At 44.3% G+C, this 21028-nt stretch carries 25 protein-coding genes; 19 read left to right on the top strand and 6 right to left on the bottom strand.

Annotated elements, in window-relative coordinates; genetic code table 11:
- The first annotated feature begins 153 nt into the window (after positions 1-153).
- The 4 genes from ITG12_RS19095 (at position 154) to ITG12_RS19110 (ending at position 3723) form a co-directional block, all read left to right on the top strand.
- Positions 154-1056: a homocysteine S-methyltransferase family protein gene (locus ITG12_RS19095; protein ID WP_038878044.1), complete on the top strand. Its 903-nt coding sequence runs from the start codon at positions 154-156 to the stop codon at positions 1054-1056.
- Positions 1043-2578, top strand: coding sequence for a BCCT family transporter (locus tag ITG12_RS19100; protein WP_248874733.1), 1536 nt, complete (start codon positions 1043-1045; stop codon positions 2576-2578). The genes ITG12_RS19095 and ITG12_RS19100 overlap by 14 nt, the downstream gene beginning before the upstream one ends.
- A 264-nt stretch (positions 2579-2842) precedes the next feature.
- Positions 2843-3307, top strand: coding sequence for a GNAT family N-acetyltransferase (locus tag ITG12_RS19105; RefSeq protein ID WP_038878040.1), 465 nt, complete (start codon positions 2843-2845; stop codon positions 3305-3307).
- Between the two features lie 65 nt (positions 3308-3372).
- Positions 3373-3723 carry a DUF3147 family protein gene (locus ITG12_RS19110; protein WP_005440716.1) on the top strand — a complete coding sequence of 117 codons (351 nt, stop codon included), beginning with the start codon at positions 3373-3375 and terminating at the stop codon, positions 3721-3723.
- Here ITG12_RS19110 and ITG12_RS19115 read toward each other — a convergent pair.
- Positions 3710-4549 carry an AraC family transcriptional regulator gene (locus ITG12_RS19115; RefSeq protein WP_038878038.1) on the bottom strand — a complete coding sequence of 280 codons (840 nt, stop codon included), beginning with the start codon at positions 4547-4549 and terminating at the stop codon, positions 3710-3712. The two genes, ITG12_RS19110 and ITG12_RS19115, sit on opposite strands and share 14 nt — an antisense overlap.
- Positions 4550-4659: 110 nt before the next feature.
- Here ITG12_RS19115 and ITG12_RS19120 point away from each other — a divergent pair, with 110 nt between their 5' ends.
- From ITG12_RS19120 to ITG12_RS19145, 6 genes are all read left to right on the top strand, one after another.
- Complete coding sequence (locus ITG12_RS19120; RefSeq protein WP_038878036.1) at positions 4660-5136, top strand: YHS domain-containing (seleno)protein; 477 nt, start codon at positions 4660-4662, stop codon at positions 5134-5136.
- Between the two features lie 246 nt (positions 5137-5382).
- Positions 5383-5712 (top strand): YceK/YidQ family lipoprotein, encoded by a 330-nt coding sequence (locus ITG12_RS19125; protein WP_038878034.1) that lies wholly within the window; start codon positions 5383-5385, stop codon positions 5710-5712.
- A 132-nt stretch (positions 5713-5844) separates the two neighbouring features.
- Positions 5845-6594, top strand: a complete 750-nt coding sequence (locus ITG12_RS19130; protein WP_038878032.1) for a phosphatase PAP2 family protein — start codon at positions 5845-5847, stop codon at positions 6592-6594.
- Positions 6595-6804: 210 nt separating this feature from the next.
- A complete protein-coding gene (locus tag ITG12_RS19135) occupies positions 6805-7626 on the top strand; it encodes an alpha/beta fold hydrolase (RefSeq protein WP_038878030.1) in 822 nt (273 codons plus the stop codon).
- 185 nt (positions 7627-7811) lie between these two features.
- Positions 7812-8315, top strand: coding sequence for a YgjV family protein (locus ITG12_RS19140; RefSeq protein ID WP_038878028.1), 504 nt, complete (start codon positions 7812-7814; stop codon positions 8313-8315).
- Between the two features lie 62 nt (positions 8316-8377).
- The gene (locus tag ITG12_RS19145; protein ID WP_038878025.1) at positions 8378-8860 is read left to right on the top strand and encodes a tetratricopeptide repeat protein; all 483 of its coding nucleotides are present in this window, start codon (positions 8378-8380) and stop codon (positions 8858-8860) included.
- A gap of 46 nt (positions 8861-8906) precedes the next feature.
- Here the strand turns inward: ITG12_RS19145 and ITG12_RS19150 are convergent, their stop codons facing one another.
- Both ITG12_RS19150 and ITG12_RS19155 read right to left on the bottom strand, forming a co-directional pair.
- Positions 8907-10238, bottom strand: coding sequence for an MFS transporter (locus ITG12_RS19150; RefSeq protein ID WP_038878023.1), 1332 nt, complete (start codon positions 10236-10238; stop codon positions 8907-8909).
- 113 nt (positions 10239-10351) lie between these two features.
- Complete coding sequence (locus ITG12_RS19155; protein ID WP_038878020.1) at positions 10352-11143, bottom strand: CLCA_X family protein; 792 nt, start codon at positions 11141-11143, stop codon at positions 10352-10354.
- 284 nt (positions 11144-11427) lie between these two features.
- Between ITG12_RS19155 and ITG12_RS19160 the strand changes: the two genes are divergently transcribed.
- The gene (locus ITG12_RS19160) at positions 11428-12432 is read left to right on the top strand and encodes a metal-dependent hydrolase (protein WP_038878019.1); all 1005 of its coding nucleotides are present in this window, start codon (positions 11428-11430) and stop codon (positions 12430-12432) included.
- Between the two features lie 16 nt (positions 12433-12448).
- On the opposite strand, the gene ITG12_RS19165 is transcribed toward ITG12_RS19160, so the two are convergent.
- The gene (locus tag ITG12_RS19165; RefSeq protein ID WP_038878017.1) at positions 12449-12841 is read right to left on the bottom strand and encodes a hypothetical protein; all 393 of its coding nucleotides are present in this window, start codon (positions 12839-12841) and stop codon (positions 12449-12451) included.
- 252 nt (positions 12842-13093) lie between these two features.
- Between ITG12_RS19165 and ITG12_RS19170 the strand changes: the two genes are divergently transcribed.
- The 5 genes from ITG12_RS19170 to ITG12_RS19190 all read left to right on the top strand — a co-directional run bounded on the left by ITG12_RS19170 (position 13094) and on the right by ITG12_RS19190 (position 15596).
- Complete coding sequence (locus ITG12_RS19170) at positions 13094-13780, top strand: glutathione S-transferase (protein ID WP_038878015.1); 687 nt, start codon at positions 13094-13096, stop codon at positions 13778-13780.
- A gap of 198 nt (positions 13781-13978) precedes the next feature.
- Positions 13979-14170, top strand: coding sequence for a hypothetical protein (locus ITG12_RS19175; protein ID WP_038878013.1), 192 nt, complete (start codon positions 13979-13981; stop codon positions 14168-14170).
- A 112-nt stretch (positions 14171-14282) separates the two neighbouring features.
- Entirely contained in the window at positions 14283-14741 is a 459-nt protein-coding gene (locus ITG12_RS19180) for a hypothetical protein (protein WP_009704523.1), read from the top strand.
- A 237-nt stretch (positions 14742-14978) separates the two neighbouring features.
- Positions 14979-15416, top strand: a complete 438-nt coding sequence (locus ITG12_RS19185; protein WP_005440697.1) for a hypothetical protein — start codon at positions 14979-14981, stop codon at positions 15414-15416.
- Positions 15417-15596: a DUF1289 domain-containing protein gene (locus tag ITG12_RS19190; protein WP_038878011.1), complete on the top strand. Its 180-nt coding sequence runs from the start codon at positions 15417-15419 to the stop codon at positions 15594-15596.
- Positions 15597-15605: 9 nt separating this feature from the next.
- On the opposite strand, the gene rcnR is transcribed toward ITG12_RS19190, so the two are convergent.
- Positions 15606-15878: a Ni(II)/Co(II)-binding transcriptional repressor RcnR gene (rcnR, locus tag ITG12_RS19195; protein WP_038878009.1), complete on the bottom strand. Its 273-nt coding sequence runs from the start codon at positions 15876-15878 to the stop codon at positions 15606-15608.
- Between the two features lie 525 nt (positions 15879-16403).
- Between rcnR and ITG12_RS19200 the strand changes: the two genes are divergently transcribed.
- Positions 16404-16955, top strand: coding sequence for a carboxypeptidase-like regulatory domain-containing protein (locus ITG12_RS19200; RefSeq protein WP_038878007.1), 552 nt, complete (start codon positions 16404-16406; stop codon positions 16953-16955).
- Between the two features lie 9 nt (positions 16956-16964).
- Positions 16965-18122, top strand: coding sequence for a lipase family protein (locus ITG12_RS19205; protein ID WP_248874735.1), 1158 nt, complete (start codon positions 16965-16967; stop codon positions 18120-18122).
- Positions 18123-18406: 284 nt separating this feature from the next.
- Here the strand turns inward: ITG12_RS19205 and ITG12_RS19210 are convergent, their stop codons facing one another.
- The gene (locus ITG12_RS19210) at positions 18407-20167 is read right to left on the bottom strand and encodes an ABC transporter ATP-binding protein/permease (RefSeq protein WP_042602831.1); all 1761 of its coding nucleotides are present in this window, start codon (positions 20165-20167) and stop codon (positions 18407-18409) included.
- Between the two features lie 296 nt (positions 20168-20463).
- Here ITG12_RS19210 and ITG12_RS19215 point away from each other — a divergent pair, with 296 nt between their 5' ends.
- Positions 20464-20877 carry a PaaI family thioesterase gene (locus tag ITG12_RS19215; protein ID WP_248874737.1) on the top strand — a complete coding sequence of 138 codons (414 nt, stop codon included), beginning with the start codon at positions 20464-20466 and terminating at the stop codon, positions 20875-20877.
- The last annotated feature ends 151 nt before the right edge of the window (positions 20878-21028 follow it).

Here is a 21028-nt window from a genome sequence, read left to right on the forward strand (position 1 = left end):
TAAATCTCCCTGCGTCGCATAATAACTTGCAAGGTATTGCTTGTTTTCACTCAACATGAATCTTCTTCATGTTGAGTGTGAGGAAATGTAACTTTTACTTACGTCATATTGTGATTGAATAGCCAAATAGATTTTAGCGGTATGGATGTCTAAATGGTAAATCTTACAATATTGGATGGTGGTATGGGGCGCGAGCTAAAACGCATCGGTGCTCCTTTTTCTCAACCTCTCTGGAGTGCCCAGGCACTTATCGAATCCCCACAGCATGTTACGCAAGCGCACCAAGGTTTTATTGATGCAGGTGCACAAATCATTACCGTCAACAGTTATGCCTGTGTTCCGTTTCATCTAGGTGAAGATTTGTATGTACAGCAGGGACGCGAGCTGGCAGAGAAGGCAGCGAAAATTGCTCGTGATGTCGTGACCGTGTCACAAAAAGAAGTGCTTGTTGCCGGCGCGATACCTCCTGCCTTTGGCTCTTATCGACCTGATTTATTTGAAGAAAAGCGTGCTTACGACATCAGTGTAACTCTATTTGAAGCGCAAGAGCCACATGTAGATATTTGGTTGGCGGAAACCGTTGCAAGCCTTGGTGAAGCGCGAGTGATCACCAAAGTTCTGTCTAAAACCGACAAGCCAGTTTATATCTCGTTCACGTTAGAAGATGAAGTCAGCGAAGTCTCGCGTCTGCGTTCTGGTGAACTTGTCATAGACGCAGTTGAAGCGCTTCTTGATACTAATGCGACCGGTATTTTCTTCAACTGCTCAATTCCTGAAGTGATTGAACAAGCGATCAAAGATGTGAATCAGGTATTGGAACGAACAGGTAAGACGTTAACTATTGGTGTCTACGCAAACAGCTTTGCGCCCATTAAAGCGAATCACCAAGCGAATGAGTCATACCAAGGGCTTAGAAACTTCTCTCCAACAGAATATTTGGAATACGCGAAAACGTGGCATCGCTTAGGGGCGAGTATCATTGGCGGCTGTTGTGGTATTGAGCCTAGCCATATTGCTGAACTAACGGCATGGAGAGACAGCCTTGAAGAATCTTAATCTCGGACTCACCATTCCTGCGATTGGCACTGTCCTGCTCATTTTACTTGTCTCTTCGATGTTCCCTGAGCAGTCTCAAGCTATGGCGAACAATGCAATGACGTTTGTAACCGATTGGTTTGGCTGGTTGGTGCAAATCTGCAGTCTTGCTCTTGTTGGCTTTCTACTTTGGTTGGCGTTTTCCAAGTACGGCGACATTCGATTAGGTGAAGGAAAACCTGAATATTCGAACTTCTCTTTTGGCGGCATGATCTTTACGGCTGGTGTTGGTGCATCACTTATTTATTGGGGGATTGGGGAGCCAATGTACTACCTGCAATCTCCACCACTATTTGCCGAAGCGAACAGCTACACTGCAGCGGCGTGGTCAGTCACTTATTCAATGTTCCACTGGGGAATAACAGGGTGGGCGATTTACTGTTTTCCTGCAATTCCTTTTGCTTACGCTTTCTATGTACAAAAACGCCGTACATTGAAGCTCTCCACGCTATGTGAACCCGTGCTGGGTAAGAATCCAATCGTGGGTAAATGCGTCGACCTCTTGGCTATCTTCGGAACACTCGCGGCTTTTGCGAGTTCATTGGCGTTAACCGTTACCCTGCTGAGTACAGGAGCGGCAGAGTTATTTGGTATAGAGAACAACTTGTTGCTTCAAGGCGGGATCATCTTCTTGTTCGTATTGGTTTTATTCGCAGTGACGCTGGTGGGTTTCAACAAAGGCATCAGTAAGGTATCCGATTACACCGTCATCGCTGCAATTATCTTCGCCTTGTTTGTGTTGTTTTCATCAAATGCCCAATTTGTACTGAACAACGTAACGGATTCACTCGGAGTCATGTTAGATAACTTCTTCCGCATGTCTCTTTGGACATATCCAGTGCAGAAGAGTGGCTTCCCTCAAGCATGGACTCAATATTATTGGTTTTGGTACTACGCGTACTTAATCATGATGGGGCTGTTCATTACTCGTATATCGAGAGGCCGCACTATCCGTGAAGTCATCTTGTATACCATCTCGATGGGGGCTCTGGGATGCGCATTCTTTATCTCAATCTTTGGAGGCTATGCGGTTTGGGCGCAGCTATTAGGTGGTTATCCCGTTCAAGAATGGATGAGCAATGGTGGATTGACGTTTGCTGTTGTTTCGTTGATCAAAACTTTGCCAGCAAACAATGTGGTTCTTGCGGTCTTTTTGGTGATTCAGTTCTTTTTGATGTTGACTACGATGTCGAGTGCTAGTGTGGCCACCTCGATGTTGACCACGAATCAACTGTCCCTAAACGGAGACCCAGACAACAAGGTCAAACTGATGTGGGCAGGCGCGATTGCACTTATCAGCTTTAGCGTCTTCCTTACGGGTGGTGGCATCAATACCATTAAGTCTTTGTGCGTGGTGGCAGGACTACCGATGATGTTTATCTACGGAATTTTGGTTAAGCAACTCATGATGGAACTGAAAGGCAAGACAGCTTCGCAACCAGAATCGGAAGCATCTGTAGAAGCACGAGAACTGATTGCTTAGCCTCAAAACACAAACCCTCTTCACTTTAAACTTGAAGAGGGTTTTTATCGCTTCATCCACCAACTTTGGCTTTTATCTCTTCCCTGATCGCTAACTTGATGCGCTGTTCTTCATCAGTAAGAAAAACACAAACACACCCTCTCATTTCCAAACTAAGCCACGGTTATTGCTTTGAAGTGCAAGTAAAAAGTCGGCATGATGTTTAGCAATTCAAAACGAGCTGCATAAAAAAACACTCGCACACCTAATCTGACAGGAATAAACATGTACCAAGTTTTAAACGTGAATGAATATCCACAGGGTGTGGAAGTGTGCATTAAGTACATCCATACAAAGTGGGGTTCGGAAGACAATTACGCGTACTTTGAAAATGCGATTCTGCATTCAAGTAAGGAAGAAGACGCCATCCCTCAGTTTTATGTGTTGGTCACTGAAGGTGAGATTGTTGGCTGCTTTGGCCTGATCATTAATGATTTCGTCAGCCGACATGATTTATATCCTTGGTTGAGCTCTTTGTTTATCGAACCACAACATCGTGGCAAACGATTGAGCGAATTGCTGTTTAATCATGCATTGAATGCTGCTAAAAGTATGGGCTTCCAAAGCCTTTATCTAACGACTGACCACGATGGTCTTTATGAAAAATTTGGTTGGGATAGAATAGAGGACGCTTACGATCCGTCTGGTTATGTGACAAAGGTGTACCGTAAGTCTTTAGAAAACATCTAGAATCAACTGGAGTAGGTTTCTAGAATGTCGATTAATTAGTGTCCGAAGTAAGCAAGGAAGCGAAAATGCTATGGATTGTGACAAAGTACTTAACCACCGCCGCGATTGTGGTTCTCATTTCTGAAGTTGCGAAGCGAAGTGATAGGTTAGGGGCGCTCGTGGCTGCATTGCCAACCGTGACCATATTGGCGTTGGTATGGATGTATATCGAAGGGCAAGGCACAGAGAAGCTGTCTAACCACGCGTTTTATACCTTTTGGTTTGTTGTACCAACATTGCCAATGTTTCTTCTTTTCCCTTATCTACTGAGCAAGTATTCCTTTTGGATTACCTTGCTGATTAGTTGTGTTGTATCCGTAATTTGTTTTGCGATAACGAATTTGATCGCAAAACAATTTGGTATCAACTTGCTTTAAGCTCGTCTTCCTTTTGGCTTTGTATCCATTGGCGAGGTGACATACCAGATACACTTTGGAAAGCACGAGAAAAGCCCGAGTAGCTGTTGTATCCCACCTCGTCAGACACCCAGTTGAGCGGTTTATTTTGCAGTAATAAAGACTGGGCGACGGATACACGCCATTTTTGTACATAATCTCCAGGAGTCTCCCCAACGGCTTGTTTGAACGTCTCAATAAACTGAGTACGAGACATGGCCGCCAATGATGCCAATTCATTAAGATGAAAATGACGGGCAGGGAGCTGATGAATGGCGGTCATAACGGGAGCTAGACGTGGGTGGGCGAGCGCAGCAAACAAGCCGTGTTCAATTTGCTTTTCCTCGATAAGATAACGAAAGATCAATGCCATTAAGGTATCGCTCAGCTTATCCAATAAAAACTCTTGTCCGATGCCATTTCCCCTTGCTTCCGAAGACAGCATATCCAAGACCGGAGTTAGGCTCGGCACCGCATTAAAAGGGATAACGACGACATCCGGCAAGACAGACAATAGAGGGTTGATCTGCCCACCTCGATAATCCACATTGGCGCAAACCAATTCTGTTTCTTCGTTTCCTTCAATTCTATGCGGCGTATTGTTTGGCAAATAAATGATGCAAGGCTCTGTTAGCTTTTTAGCCTTCTCATTTGCGCTTGTCAGTATCAATTCGCCAGCATTCAAAACATGCAAATGGCCTCGGTTACTGTGCTCTGCTTGGAACGAGGAGATGCCACACAAGTGTCCAGAATAGAAAACACCTGTGCGTATTGAGAAATGCTTCATCAGCTGTGACAACAGATCCATGTTACCTCCGAACGATTCGCGTACTTTTTTGGTCTTTTGTCCGTTTATAGACCGGAAGAGTTAGCTAATTTATTCACACACGGCAAACAAACACAGACAAGGAGCTTACTATGTCACGCATTAAATCAACTGGTCGAAAACTCACTTTAATGACCGCTTTACTCGGAACCAGTTTTTCACTGATGGCTGCGGATGTAGGCATGAGCGTTGATGTAAATGATCTCGCTATCAAGGGCTACGATCCGGTGGCTTACTTCACGGATAATGGCCCGACTCAAGGAAAGGCCGAGTATTCAGCTACGTACAACAATGCGATTTATCACTTTGTGAATGCTGCAAACCGAGACCAGTTTAAAGCTGATCCTCGAGCGTATGCGCCGCAATACGGTGGTTACTGTGCATTTGGTGTTGCGATGGGCAAAAAGTTTGAAACTGACCCAGAGGCATGGAAGATTGAAGGTGGCAAACTGTACTTAAACTTGGATAAATCGGTACAGAAGCGCTGGCTAGAAGATACGCAAAGCTTTATTCAAGATGCCAACACCAACTGGACAACGATTAAAGTTGTTGATGCAGATAAGCTGTAACGGGCGTAGTTTTTATCCTTTCCTCACATATTCAAGGCGAGCCAATTGGTTCGCCTTTGTGTATTGGCTCGAGGGAATGGACGTTTATAAGTTGTTATTTACCCAAGGTAGAAGCGATACATTTGTCACGAAAATTGATTTATTCTCAATCAAATTAGTTAGATGGCTTGTTTTATAAATGCAGGTAGGATTACTGTTGTCGAATAATAATTTATATCAATAACAATCAGTTGGAATCTATCGGACATGAAAAACAATCTTCTCAAAAAACTTCAAGTACTCACCGTTATTGCAATGGCTTCTTTGACGGTAGGATGTTCATCTATGGATGCACATGCTAGGGGTGGTTACGGTAAACCATTTTCCGGTACGGCGTTGTCGGTTGCGCGCCAGCCGTGCTTCTTGGATGGTTCAGCCGTGTCTTACGCTCTATATCCTATTTCTTTTGTGGATATGCCTTTGTCATTGGTTACTGATGTTGTATTCCTGCCTGCTGATTTAATCATGTTATTTACTCCAACGACCAGCTACGGCAGTGTTTTGTCACAAGGTTGCCCAAGTGGCAGTATGATTTAGTTGCTTTGCTTCATTCCATTATTAACTTTTAGGAATAATCGTTATAACTTCCAGCACTAAAGGGCTGCGGATAATATTGGATTCAGTTGTTAAGAATATTCCTACAAACCTTTAATTCTGGAGGGAAAGCAAATGAAGAAAGCTCTAATTTGCGTAGCGCTAACTTTGCCTGCATTTCACGTGTTCTCTGCACCAACAGACATCAATTCGCTTGAACGTATCGACTACGGAAACTATCAGTTTTACCAACCATACATTGAAACGGTACACACGGTAGATTTGATTGCACCGCCACCAGCAGAAGGCAACAAACAAGATCTCGAAGACAAGCGTGTGGGTGCTATCGACTTTTCAGTTGATGACCCAACGAGAATGGCTCAAGCGACACAAGACGCGCGTATTACTCCAGAATACTTTGCCAAGATTTATGGTGATGTATTGGGCGTGAAGATTACTAAGGAAGACACCCCAGCGATGTATACCGCTTTAGGACGTAGCATTGCTTCTTTTGGTCTTGCGACATCTGACTCTAAAAAGCACTACAACAAAGCGCGTCCATTTGCGGTAAACGGCTTACCTTCTTGTACACCTTATGCCGAAGACTACCTATCTAAAGACGGATCGTACCCTTCTGGTCATACAGCATCAGGCTACGGGGTTTCACTCGTTGCGGCAGCAATTGCGCCGAACAGTGCAAAAGCACTGACAGAGAGAGGTGCGGATTACGGCTACAGTCGAGTCGTTTGTAACGCTCACTGGATGAGTGATGTAGAAGCAGGGCAAAAAGTAGCGCACATCGTGTTTGATAAGCTAAAGGCAGATAAACAATTTGCTGAGGACTTACAAGCTGCGCAACAAGAGTACATTGCGCTAACCCAATAACGATAAATCGATACAGGTACAGGCGGCCACAGTGCCGCCTTTTTCATTTTGAGCGCTTTACTTATCTACATCACCGAGAACGCCTTCATGGGATAGGTCGCCAGATAACTCTACTTTGCCAATTTGCAGGTTTTTATAAAACAGACCTTTTGTTGCAGGGTGAATTCGTTATGATGAATCCTAGTTCAGTAGTCGAAACGCGAGGGTTGTGTGTTAGTAGAACAGTGGATAGACATCGAAGGCGACAAGTTGTATTGCTTGTCCACGCCAATCATAGAATCTCAAGAAACATTAGTGCTTATCCATGGTTTGGGGGAATCACATTTGTGCTTCGCCGATGCACTGGATTGGCTACCCAACTACAACCTAGTCATGTTTGATTTATGTGGTTATGGTTATTCTCCAGCTTCCGACATATCACATGCAACGGATGTTCAAGCCAAACGAATTTTAAAAGCTTTAGAGCAGTTAGATATAAAACAATGCTTCCTTCTGGGGCATTCTTGGGGTGGTGATACATCAACTCTAGTGTGTCACTTCGACAGCAAAGGCGTCATACGCGGTTTCATTAATGCTGAAGGTGGATTGCATGAGGAGAGTATTATCCTATCCCAAATCATCGCTGAGCATTACGTGAAACTGAATAAGCCTGAATTCCAAGCGTGGGTCAAAGGGGAAGGTTTTGCCAAGCGCTTTGCGATGTCTTGGAAGCATGGAGCAGGTATAAAATACCTTTCGTCATTGAGACGATGTGAACCAATAGTATTAGGTGAAACGGCCAGTGAGATTTACGCACAACACAGTACAAAGGATGAAAGAGGTGTTGTGGAGTGGGGGCAAATCTATGAGAACTTATCGATTCCAAAAGTTTATTTTTGGGGAACACAGAGTTTAGCGGGATGCCATCGCGCTATCGATTTTATCTCTTCGATTAACAATGTTGCATTTGAAGGTGCCAACCATTGGGTTCAAAACGATCCTAAGACTTTTTATGTCGAGGTCGATAAGTTTATTACTGCGACAGTGCGCTAGTATTATTTACTGGGTCGTGAAGCCTTGAAAGAGGCTTCTCTTCATCCGTTTTGTTCGAATTTAATACGCCATACTTGTGATCGACGTTCACATTTATCTATCTTGTAGCACGAAGATGGTGGTGTCAGTTTTAAGTCGATCATACGCTGCGTCAGTTGTAAGAATTTGTAACGGTGGATGTAAGTATGGATGCGTTTTTCTTGTCACAGGTACTCGTAGCAATTGCCATTTGCTTCGATTTGTTGTCGTTTCAATTTAAAGAGAGAAAGAAGATTGTTGCCAGCTTATTCTGTGCGGGCGTTTTAATATCAAGTCACTTTGCATTATTAGAACAATGGACAGGGGCTTCTTTAATGGGTATCGCTACTTTGCGTTATCTGACCAGCATCTTCTCTACATCTTCAAAGTTAAAATACTTCTTCTGCGGAGCGTCTGTCATTGCAACGGCGATGACGTTTACCGGTGTGACGAGCATCGTGAGTTGTTTTGGTTCTGTCTTTCAAACAGTGGCGGCATTTCAAGAGGATGATCGTCGCTTGCGTCAGCTGATGATTGTCGGCACATCCTTCTGGTTGCTTCACAACTACCTTATTGGCTCACCAACAGCCGTACTAATGGAAGTCTTGTTTATCTCCAGTAATCTTGTCGGTTATTACCGCTACTATGTTAAGAAACCTGAACTGGCATGATGATGTGATTTAATGTATCTATGTCATAAACACACGATATATAAACGCCGAGGGAGAAGGTGATGGAATCGATCATCAAGCAGGCAATCGAGTTGCGTAAAGCATCAAAGTTTCAGGAATCTAGAGCGTTACTCACTCCGTTATTAAGTGATGAAAACTACGCTGCAAAAGCACACCTGCATATTGCTTGGTCATACGACAATGAAGGCAAAGAGCAAGAGGCTATTGAGCACTATACGGCGTCTGTTGCGGGGATACTTACTGTAGATGAAAGGTTTGATGCCTTATTTGGTTTAGCGAGTACCTACCGTAGCCTTGGAAAATACCAAGAAGCACGGAGTTACTTTGAGCAAACCATAAACGAATACCCAAATTCGCTCGAAGTTCAGCCGTTTTACGCGATGTGCTTATATAACCTCGGTCGCCATAAAGAAGCCACGTCGTTGCTACTAGAGTTGCTGCTTTCAACCACGAACAGTGAGGCAATTAAAGAGTATCAGCGTGCGATATCTCTGTATGCAAAAGACTTAGACAGAACGTGGTAGAAGTAGATAGTTAGTGGAACAGTAAACAGACAATGGAACAGGCGATCTAGAAGATCGCCTGTTTTTTATCTTTGATATAGAAATAGACGCTGATAGCGATGAACAAGAATGTGAAATAGTAGAAGAACGAAGACAGCGATGCGATAAAGTCGATGTGTTGTTCTATTTGTGCCTCGGTGTAGTTTTGCGAGAGCAGTTTGTAGTAGTAGGCATAGAGCATACCTATCAAGCCGTAGCCCAAGTTGAACATCAAACCTTTGAAGCTTAATACCGTCGCTCGGTTGTGAGATTCTGTTTTCTTGTTTAAGTGATAGCTGATGAAAATGTTCATCGTCATGATAATAAAGATCAGAATCAGCGCAGGAATTACTCCGTATATTGACCAGCCTAAGCTTATCCAATAGTAGGTTGCCATCGTTGCGATGCCCATGACTAAAATGAACGTCTTCGGTGCCATACTCTCTGCCAAACGACGGCTTTGGCCAGCGAAGATAATCTGCAAGAGACTAATACCAGCGCCGATTAAACCAAAGTAGATAATTGGAATATCAATCGCACGGTAGTACTGACTGTTCATGGTCAAAAACATTCGTGAAGTGTGCTCGAACAAACTGTAGTAGAGCAGAATGAATAGTACGTAAGGCGTAGATAATACCCACTTGGCGGTGTTGAGTGTGAGCTTCATGCTGGCCATGGTAGAAGCCAACTTGCTTTCGCTGCTTGGTATTACCTTTTTCTCTTCTCTCATGCTGAATGCGGCGTAGATGGCGATCAACGCAACAAACAAAGTCGCGTAAACAGGGATGCGCATGATGTCTTGCGTGGTTTCTGGCTTGTCGAATCCAAGGAACTGATACACGTTGGCCATAAAGTTCACGTCGTACATGGCAGCGCCTACAAGTGTGACCACAATCCCCACGCTAGAGGCAATACGAAGTTGAATCTGCAACACTCTCGGCCACAATTCCTCTTTGCCTTGCTCCTTTAATGTGTCGTAAGCCAATGCCTCATCTGCGCCACTTGCTAACGCCATTGCTAAGCCGCTCAGCACTCGGTTAATCAAAAACACAACGAAAACAAAAGTGGGATTCCCAGTAGGGACAAAGGCGATCATTGCGATTTCGATGAACATGACGATGGACGACAGCACCACCAGTCGTTTTCGCCCTAAGGTATCGGCAAAAGCGCCAGAAGGGACTTCCGCAAGTACAATCGTCGCAGCCCAAACAACATTGAGCATGGCGAATTGAGACAGCGTTAATCCGTAATCCAAATAGAGCAGCGTGAATACGGGGTAATAGAAGCGCGCAAAGTAACTACTTCGGAACATGAGGAAGCAGCGAACGTTACGGATTTTGAGGATTTCTTTCAGCGTCATGAAACATTCAGCAATATGAATAACATAACGTTATGTATAAACCTTTTTTAGATTGATGGGAAAGGTTTGTGCTTTGAAATCGCGAGATTTTCTGAATAGTCGCTATTCCTTAGCTAACGACTCAACGCATCACCCAGTGGACGAAAGTACGCTTGAAGCGCTTCATATATAGCGTTTCTGTGTGCGATATCTGGGTAAAGAGGCAGGGTGTCAGGCTTCGTTGTGCCAGAAACTAGGTATGCGTTTTCAATGCCAGAACAAGACTCCACAACGGCTTCAAATGCTCGTGCCATCATCTCGGTGGGTTGTGAAAAGTAGCTTGAACCCATCGCTTGGTCTGCTTTTACACTTCGGGATACATAGTCATGTCGATCTTGGCCATCTGGCGTGAGCAATGTGGCGTCAAATATCTTCAGTAATCGCTCGTTGAGTGGGTGCGGGAAATGATCGGCATTTTTCAGCCAGCAATCACTCGCAAATAAGATTTGGCGTTGTGGCCCTGAACGATCCCCAATGTCGAAAGCTTTCTCGGCAATGTAATGGTCGAACGCGTGCCAAAACTCATGAGCAAGCGCTCCTGCACCTGCGTTCTTTGCCAAGGCTAATTCACGTTGATTCGGAGCGTAATGCGCTTGAACGCCTTTGCGGCCGCCAGTACCAAAAGCAAGGCTCAAATTACCACGAAGTCCAATCGCCGAAGGCGGTAGCGCAAGGATGTACGCTAAGTCTGCGAGAGAATCGAATATTAAGTTTGCTGCGAGGTCTTTTTCTTCTTTGTTCACCCACTTACCAATACGAATTCCGCCGATGCCAAATGTTTCTTTGATGTCGACAAACGACACTTGGTCGCCATGGCGATAATCAGGGCCTTTACGCGTTTTGTATTTAAAACTGGTTAACTGCAAGACATGCCTCGAAGTGGTGCTGAAGGAGTGGAAACTTATACTCAAAACATAAGACGACAGATTATACCGCAATAGAAGGCAGAGTCAGAGATTTCGTCATATCTCGTTTTACGCAGGCTCGCGAACTTGTCCAATCCATCTACACTAAAACTAACACTCGTTTTATTCGCTTTGATTTTCAATAGCTTTGATGTGATTCCACCCAATGGGTTTGAGTCATCGAAATACGGATATTTTATGTGGCAAACATTTCTGGTTTTCAAGCATGATTGGGAGATTTCGCCGTGGACCCGTTAACGCAAGGGTTGGTTGGGGCGTCATTGTCTCTATCAGTAAGCAAAAAACAGCACTTGGTGGCGGCAGGTGTCCTTGGAATGCTTGCTGGTATGGCTCCAGATTTGGACATATTGATTCGCTCTTCCAATGATCCGCTGTTGTTTTTGCAATATCACCGACAGTTCACCCACTCGTTGCTGTTTATTCCTATTGGCAGCTTACTCTGCGCTTTTGTTTTCTATCCGCTTTTTGCTAAAAGGCTTGGTTTATCGTTCACACAAAGCTGGTGGTATTGTGCGCTCGGCTGTGCCACACACGGTTTATTGGATGCGTGTACCAGTTACGGCACTCAGCTTTTGTGGCCGTTTACCAACGAGCGGTATGCGTGGAATACCGTTTCTGTTATTGATCCTGCCTTCACGCTTCCTGTTTTAGTAGGCGTCGTGTTTGTTCTGTTGAAACGTAACCCTTGGTATGCACGAATCTCGATAGTTTGGGCGTTTGCTTACCTTACGTTAGGTATGATTCAAAGAGAAAGAGCGGAAGAAGCAGGATGGGAGCTTGCACAAGCAAGGCAACATGCTCCAGTGCGCTTAGAGGCCAAACCTACGTTCGCGAATAGTTTGGTTTGGAAAGTCATCTACGAAGCCGAGGGCCAGTATTACGTAGACGCCATAAGAGTAGGGACTGCGACCAAAATCTATACTGGAGAATCGGTTGCCAAACTGGACATCGGGAAAGACTTCCCTTGGTTAAGCTCAACATCGCAGCAGGCCTTAGATATTGAGCGATTTCGTTGGTTCTCTGATGGCTTTGTCGCGCGTGATCCGGACGATGAAAAGCGCATTATAGACGTGCGTTACTCAATGGTTCCAAACCAAATAAAAGCCTTGTGGGGCATTGAGCTTTCGCAATCTGCTGATGAAAACACCCATGCCGCCTACACAACACATCGAGACACTTCCCAAGAATCAAGACAAGCATTTATCGATATGCTGAAAGGCAATGACTGAGGGTGACTCTGCGTCATTAAGCGCACTGAAAGTCTTTAATCAATGTTGGCTTTTTGGAGAAGAAAAGTTTGCTAAACAAGGATTTGTATTCCCATCCAAGAGACAGCAGTCTTTTCGCTAGGTTCTTGTTTTCAATGATGGCAACTTCAACACCTTGATAGTGATACGGGTTGTTTCTTACGTAGTTGATAAACGCGGTTAAAACCCCTTGGCCACGTACCGAAGGATCAAAGTTGATCGACACAATGGAAAAGCGCTGACTCCCGATAGGACAACGGACAAAGCAGTAACCCAACGGGTGAGTAATGGTTTCTGAAAACTCAGGGAAAGGGCGAGATTCAAAGTCCTTAGATAACTCATCGTATTGGTTACAGAGGTAATGAAAAAGTTGTTTCGCTTCGTTGTTCATAATGGTGTTGCTTTGTATTGCTGGATTTCACGGTAATTTTAACCACAGCCCGCATCACAAAATGCGGTGAACTTTTTTCAAATTGATTTCCTCTTTTTGAAAGTAATGTTATTTCAAATGAAGATTCATGGTTTCTATATGGAATAGAAAAAGCAGAACTTGCTACTCTGAAATTGAAATGGTTAGAAAGTAAAATAGTTAGAAGAGACAGTAATAGATAGAAGCAAAGGCCACGGCTTGATGGAACTAAATATGACGAACGGTACGGCACCCATTCTTTATTCTTTGCACAATTGCCCCTACGCGATTCGTGCAAGATTTGCGTTGCTCAAAGCCCAGCAATGCGTGCTTATTCGTTCTATCAAGCTCGATAACAAGCCATCAGAAATGCTAGAGGTATCGCCGAAGGGCAGTGTGCCTGTACTAGTCATTCCCAAGCGTTCTCAAATGGACACTACACCTCAAAAACAGATACTTGAAGAAAGCTTAGACATTATGGTTTGGGCGCTTTCTGAATGTGACCCGAATGATCTTTTGGATAGCGATCATCCAGAAGCATTGCCTAAAATGCTCGAAGTGATTGGAGAGTTTGAATCGCACTTTGTACCCGCGATGAACGCTTTTGGCTGTGCGAAGCGTTACCATGAAGATAATGCAGATGAACTGCGTAAAAAGTGTGAAAGGGAACTCATCACGCTTGAGTCTCTTTTAACGCAGCACTCCTTTTTGTTTACGGAACGAGAAAGCTTGGTCGATATCGCAATTCTGCCTTTCATCCGTAAGTACGCACGTATCGATAAACAATGGTTTAGACAAAGCCCTTACCCAAAACTAAAAGCATGGCTGAATGGTTATATTCAAAGTCCTCAGTTCTCCAAAGTGATGAAAAACTATGACTTGTGGTTGGACACTCGGGAGGATCAATACTTAGGCAATTAAGCGCTGTTCTTAAGGCTATTTGGGCGGAATCGTCGAGCGCATCTTCACTTTTGCAATATTAGCTTACTGCCTCATCCATTGACGATCACACCTACGACGCGCATCCTTTTACGTTCACTCAGGGCCAAGGCTCTTATTTCGCAAACAACTCGATAGCTGCGTTTAGTACGCAGTGCTTGAATTTAAAAGGTAGCGCGTATGAACAAGATTGTTATGTTGGTGATGGGGCTGCTTTTTACCAGTCGGTTGTTTGCAAGTATTGTCCCTCACGCAACCCAACTTGAACACGATGCGCCTATTCTCCTTCGTTCTGTGCTGCTCGTCGGTGTCGCAGGCTTCCTGATCTGGAAAGTGGTTCAGTACTTCCAGAAAAGCAAATCCTCAGAGTAACGCGCTGCTACTAGACTTTATCTGCACATCCAAACAAATAAAAAGTGGTAATTGAAATCACAGCCCTTAGAATGCGCAAACTAAAAGTTAATAACAGATGTAGAGTGATTTTATGCTTCGTGATTACACATTCGATTGTCTTGTGACTATGCCGCGCCATGAATTGGAAGAGTTTAGCGCTCGCATGATCAGTAAAATGGTGCCAGAAGATGTGATGAACGAACTGTTTACCTTCGACCAAGAAGAAGTAGACAGTGAAGACCGCATGTTGTCAGCGCGCCTAGATGCGATGTTACGCATGACCGCAATCGCACTAAGTGAAATTCAGCAAGCGTTTGATGATTCTGACAACGCGAAGCAAAACAGCGAACGTATGACGCGTCTTGTGCTTTGGCACTTCTACGCAATTTCATTCCGTCTAGAAGAAGCAATCACACTTGAAACGCACTGTGAGCAAGTAGAAAAGCTTCTACAAAACACGCCGACAGACGTGTTCGCATGGGTGAAGACGCTAACAGAGCTTCTACACACGTACGCGGAAATCAACGCGAAGGAAAACCCAGAAGGTTAAGTCTTACTGGGGATAAAAGATATAGCATGAAAGGCGAGCCAACTGGTTCGCCTTTTTCGTTTGTATTTTTAAGTGGCTTAAAGCTGCATGTTGGATTTGTTTCCTTGGAGTTATAAATAACGTCATTACTCTTTCTCCCGCGTCCCACCCAAATAACCACATATACTAGGGGGTAGTATTATATACTGGAGGGGAGTATAGTTTTTAAAAACATAACTCACTGGGAAGTGTCACTGTATGAAAGACGTAAAGGGTGTTTTTCGTAACCTAGAAAAAATGCTGCAAAATGCGAATTGGTTTGAAGATGGTTGGGAAATTTATAATCGAGGAGAGTACCTGCAGCTGTATAAGCAAAACTGGTTCAACGAAAACCAAGGTGGTGTGCATTTCGAAACGTATATCGAAGGGCCTCAAGTTAAGCAAAAAGCCTTTCCGATTTGTATGCATGCGGAAGAAGACTGTCCATCCCAAGCTGAATTTGTACGTCAATTCAAAGAGCTAGAAGGGAGCCGTATTGCTGGTTGGAAAGGGTATAAAACACTGGATAACAGCTATGGTATTTGCCAGCGAACGCTGCCGCTCAACTTTAAAAACCTAGAACAACGTTTGTTTGAAGAGTTCAACCGACTGCGTGCGCTAGAAGCAAGCATCGACAAGGTGCTGGATAGGTTATAAATGAAAAAGCAGAAAAGCCCTTGTATTGATGTATGTGATTTCTCCCATAACAAAGGGTGGTGCGCTGGGTGTGGAAGAACGCGAGAAGAATGTAAGGCTTGGAAGTCGATGAAGCCTTACGCCATCAATGCTCTCAAAAAAGATCTGCAAAAGAGAATGTCTCAAATGAAAGCTCAGTAAAACTGGGCTTTATTTAATGTATGAGTCGATAACTTTAATCACCACGTCCATATCCGCTTCTCGTTGTTCTTTGTCTTCCTCTAGAACAAGGTGCTCATGTAGATGGCCTTTGATGACCTCTTTCATCAAACCGTTTACCGCGCCTCGAATCGCGGCGATCTGCTGCAACACGTCCTGGCACTCTTGCTCTTCATCTAACATCTTTTTAAGACCGTTGACCTGACCTTGTATCTTGCTGACTCGGGCCGTTAGCTTTTTCTTATCTTTGGCTGTATGTGACATAGCATCTGTACTCAATGTAATTGGCAGGAGAGAGGAGTTAGTCGGTAATGTAGCACCGAATTTATACTGGGGGGTAGTGTTTATACTAACGGGGGTATATTTGCGATGAATTGTTTAAAAATAAAACCCGCTAAATTCAGCGGGCTTTATGGAAGGTTACTCTAGGTGCTTAAACTGCAACGCGACAAGGCGCTGATAGAGTTCGCAGCTTTGCATTAACGACTGATGGTTGCCAAGGTCAATCAACTCGCCGCCGTCTAACACCGCAATTTTATCGGCGTGTTGGATTTTCGACAGACAACACTATTCCAAAGATCTATGTAGTCCAAAAATTAAGAATTATTCAAATGAAGATGCCTCTAAAGTACATCTGCATTGATAGTACAGAATGTAGTATATAGTATCATCTCAAGTGCAACTGATTGGTTATGTGGTGTGATGCGTATAATTGAGAGTCCCTCATCGCAAGTGCTTGTTATTTTCCTCTTATCTTTTGCATTTGAAGCCTATGGATTGGAGAGAGAAATGTTTAAAAAGGAAACCGTCGAGCTATTTCCAGCAGTAAGTGGACGGATCACTGACAATGGCAAACCGTTGGTTGGTATTAAGCTGAAACGAAGTTATGAGTTTATCGATATAACGGATGGTGAGATTCACGACTATACAACAACCGATAGTGAGGGGCACTTTAGCTTTCCAGAGCTAACTATACAATCACTTCATGCTAACAACCCATTGAGAACCAATGTTATTTGGCAAGGTATTCGTATTGACGCTAATCGAAACAATACGAATAAGGATGAAACTTACCTTTGGGATGCAAACTCTCGTGGTGTAACACATAACTCTTATTTTTCTGAAATGCTCTCGGAATTAAACTGTGACTTAGCTAACGAGGAAGAAATTGTTGATATTTACAACTCTGATTTTCCAAGTGGGGTAGTTAATTACACGATCGTAAGCATCTGCAGGTGGCCTGTTCGCTCAGAAATAGAGAAAAAGAAAGCTGCTGATATTGAAGCGTTTGGTGAACTTCAAGATCTAGAAAAATACGGCAACATTAATGGACTAATTTAAGGGATTAAAATGGGAACCCTTTCTCCAAAGCTAGCCTCGGAACTTGCTTTTTTCGCATATTCTATACGAGAGCAACAGCGTAGTGTCACCCCTCCACCTTCTGTTCGTAGGTATTTTAAAAGTAAAGATAATCTGACTAGTAAAACGGGAGGCTATCTTTTCAATAAAGAGACGGGGTTTGCAGCGTTAGGTTACGGTGATGGTCCATATAGTGGAGACGCTATTATCGCTATTCGCGGAACTAAAATGACATCAGGTCATGATTGGGGAACTAACTTACAAATTGGTTTGAAAGGGAGTGCCAATGGACAAGCAGTTCATGCTGGCTTTCAGCGTACATTTTCATTGTTACGCCCACAATTACAAAAGTTTTTAGATGAATGGCGAAAAAATTCAAAGATAGGAACTGTGCATTGCATTGGACATAGTTTAGGCGGGGCTTTGGCTACGTTGACTGCCGACTGGGTCGCAACTAGCTCTTATAGCAATAACGTGAAACTGTACACGTTTGGTGCACCTAGGGTGGGCTTGTCAGGTTTTGCTAGTGCAAATACAAACAGAATCAATGATATTTATCGCTGTACGCATGGCGCGGATGTGGTGCCCAAAGTACCACTCTGGCCCTTTTTTCATTCGCCGTATAAAGGCTTTGAGTTTCGTCTCGACAGTGGGCAAGGCATTTGCACTAGCGCTCATGGCATGGATCCTGATCAAGGAGCTGTTCCAGGATATCTAGCGACAGCAAAGGGCGAAGATTGGCAGGAGTTACAAAGGGCGGCTAGTGATTTTTTTCTCCCAGTACGGCTGGATTATAATAAACGTAATCAGGCTAACTATAGTAATTTTTGGACTGACCGTTTAAGCGCTGCTTTAATCACCTTACTTAAGGATACTGGGTACTATTCGCTAGTTGCTGCTCAAGGAGCGATTAGCTCAGGTGCGACGCTGTACGACTTTATTGCACAAACGTTGGTAAAAATAGCTGAAGCAGGAAAAACAGCAGCATCCCAAGTAAAAGGATTACTTGGTCATATGTTGGTATTTTCAGGTGCGGCTAGCTCAATTGTTATAGATTTGACTTATAAAACAATTAGGCAGATTTTCAATAAGATGCTTAGACGTCTATATGGAGGTGTAAATGAGGCGATTAAGCGTTTTAATGGTTGAGCGGATTAATTTGAGATAGGGCAAACGCCTTAACAGTAACTTTTAGGACGTGCTCTTGCGATAGCGTACTTACTTTGTTTTCTAAATTAGAAGGTGCATAGATCGAGGAAGTTACGGGAGGCGATCCTCACAATAATGTTCGAAGTACTTAATTCCTTCAGCTTCCTGATTGCCGCAGGACTATACGTATTAACTTCGCACATTTGGTATTGTGAGGATTCGCTCTGTTGTTGTGGAGTGGCTTAGCAGTATTGTTTTACTTCTTAACTAATAAAAAGCCGCTGTTACTCCAAATGCTTAAACTGCAACGCGACAAGGCGCTGATAGAGTTCGCAGCTTTGCATCAGTGACTGGTGGTTGCCAAGGTCAATCAACTCGCCACCGTCTAGCACCGCAATTTTATCGGCGTGTTGGATGGTTGAAAGTCGGTGAGCAATGATCAGAGTCGTGCGGTCTTTCATCAATGCTTCAAGTGCTTGTTGAACATGGTGCTCACTTTCACTGTCCAGTGCGCTGGTGGCCTCATCAAGCAAAAGGATTTTTGGATCTTTCAGAATCGCACGAGCAATCGCGATACGTTGTTTTTGACCGCCAGATAATCTCACGCCGCGCTCACCCAAAAAGCTATGGTAACCGTCCGGTAGCTTCTCAATAAACTCATGCGCGTGTGCTTTCTTCGCCGCTTCAATCACTTGCTCGTCAGTAGCGTCTGGATTGCCGTAACGAATGTTGTGGAATACATCGTGACTAAACAAAGCGGGTTGCTGTGGAACCAATGCCATTTGACGGCGAAGATCATTCGGTTCGAACTGTCGAATGTCTTCTCCACCAAACAATACTTGGCCTTGTTGCGGGTCGTAGAAGCGTTGCAGCAATTCGAATAAGGTCGTTTTACCAGCGCCAGAAGGGCCAACTAAAGCCAACACCTTACCTTTCTCTGCAGTCAGGTTTAACCCTTTGATAGCGGGTTGGTCGGGGCGAGAAGGGTAGTTGAAGTTCACTGAATCAAACGTCACTTCCGCTGGCATATCATCGGTAATAGGAAGGTGATTGTTTGGTGCGCTGATGTCGCTTTCCACTTGAAGGATCTCAATCAGCCTTTCTGTTGCACCAGCGGCTCTTTGCAGTTCCCCCATGACTTCGGAAATCGTTGCCATGGAAGACGCAACCATGATGGCGTAGAACACAAATGCCGCTAGATCGCCGGCAGACATCTTGCCGTGAATCACATCACTTCCGCCAACCCAAAGCATGCCAGCAATGGCGCTGAACACGATAACGATAACGCCAGAAATCAGAATTGCGCGCTGTTTTACTCGCTGTCTACCCACTTCATAAGCTTTTTCTACTTCGACAGCAAACGCCGCGCGTTCATGTTGCTCTGAGCTAAAGCTTTGAACCGTTTTGATGTGTTCAATTGCTTCGCCTGCGTAGCTGCCGACATCGGCCATGGTGTCTTGGCTTTGGCGTGATAGGGCACGTACTCGTCTTCCATAAACCAAAATCGGAACCAACACGAATGGCACAGAAGCCAGCACAATCAAAGTGAGCTTAAAGTTGGTTGCGAACAACATGATGATCGCACCAATACACATAAGCGCGCTGCGCATCGCCATAGAAAACGACGACCCAATAATGCTTTGCAACAGCGTCGTATCTGTGGTGAGGCGAGACATAATATCGCCGCTACTATTGGTCTCAAAATAACTAGGATGCAGCGTAATTACATGGTTAAACACCGCAAGACGAATGTCTGCGCTGACGCGTTCGCCCACAGAAGAAACCAGATAGAAACGGAAGAATGTCCCCACTGCGATGCACAGCGTCACACCGACGATAAATTGAATCGCATTGGTGAGTTCTTGCAGCGATTGCTGAGCAAAGCCTTGGTCTATAAGAATGCGCACGCCGTAACCGACGGATAGCGTCAGGCTGGCTGTTGCGATGAGGGCAACTAAAGCCGCAGCAACGCGCCATTTATAAGGTGAAACGAAGGTGTTGAGTTTAAGAAGAATGCTGAGATTTTTATTATTTTTACTGCTCATGAGTGGCTCACAAAGCGTTATAGGTACTTGGCATAGTAAGCGACTTTGGTACGTGAAACCAGTGGTGAGTCAGTTTCGATAACAGAGTGATCCTTCCGCCAAGGCATTCAGCTCGATGGAACCTAATTTCTCACTTTTTGTTATTGGCATATGCTAATTACAGAGCATAAAGTGACAGCCTAAGTAGATAAAGGAATTCACCATGTCAGTTGCTCGCCAAGTCTAACGCTTCTTTTCTTTGTTCTCTTTATTCATTCTGTTTTGTTCCACAGACAATCTCAAACGCAGAGGTACTTATGTCTATTCACGCTCCTAAAAACCACCAACACTGCGCAGTCTGCTGCCAGCCATTTTTCAACGCGCACGATACGATTCAATTTACGGCAATGCCGAGTGGTGGCGTGCAAGGGCAAATCGTGCCGACAGAAAAGGTTCAAGGTTATGAAGGCGTGATGCAAGGCGGTGCCATCAGTGCGCTGCACGATACTGCTATGACACACTGTCTTTTCGCACAAGATATCTGCGCTATGACGGCTAAGCTGGAGGTGCGCTTTATAAAACCGATCCCTCTCAATAGTTCTATCCGAGTGGAAGCGCATTGCATTAAGAGTAAGCGAGGTATGTATTTGCTAGAAAGCGAAATCTACGTTGGTGAGCTGTGTTACTCAAAGGCAGAAGCCAAGTTTATGCAGCAGAGTGTTGGCGTCTAATATTGATAACTTTTTGAGTAGAACATTAAGCGACGAGAAGAGTTTAAAAGGTGCGGCAGTAACGAAGGGATAGGGAAGTGAGTCAACCTATTGGTCGACTCACATTCTTTACTTGTGTGGCAGTGAGTGAAGAACCTAAACAGCGATGAAG

Source organism: Vibrio sp. ED002, assembly GCF_023277445.1.
Taxonomy (GTDB): Bacteria; Pseudomonadota; Gammaproteobacteria; order Enterobacterales; family Vibrionaceae; genus Vibrio; species Vibrio jasicida.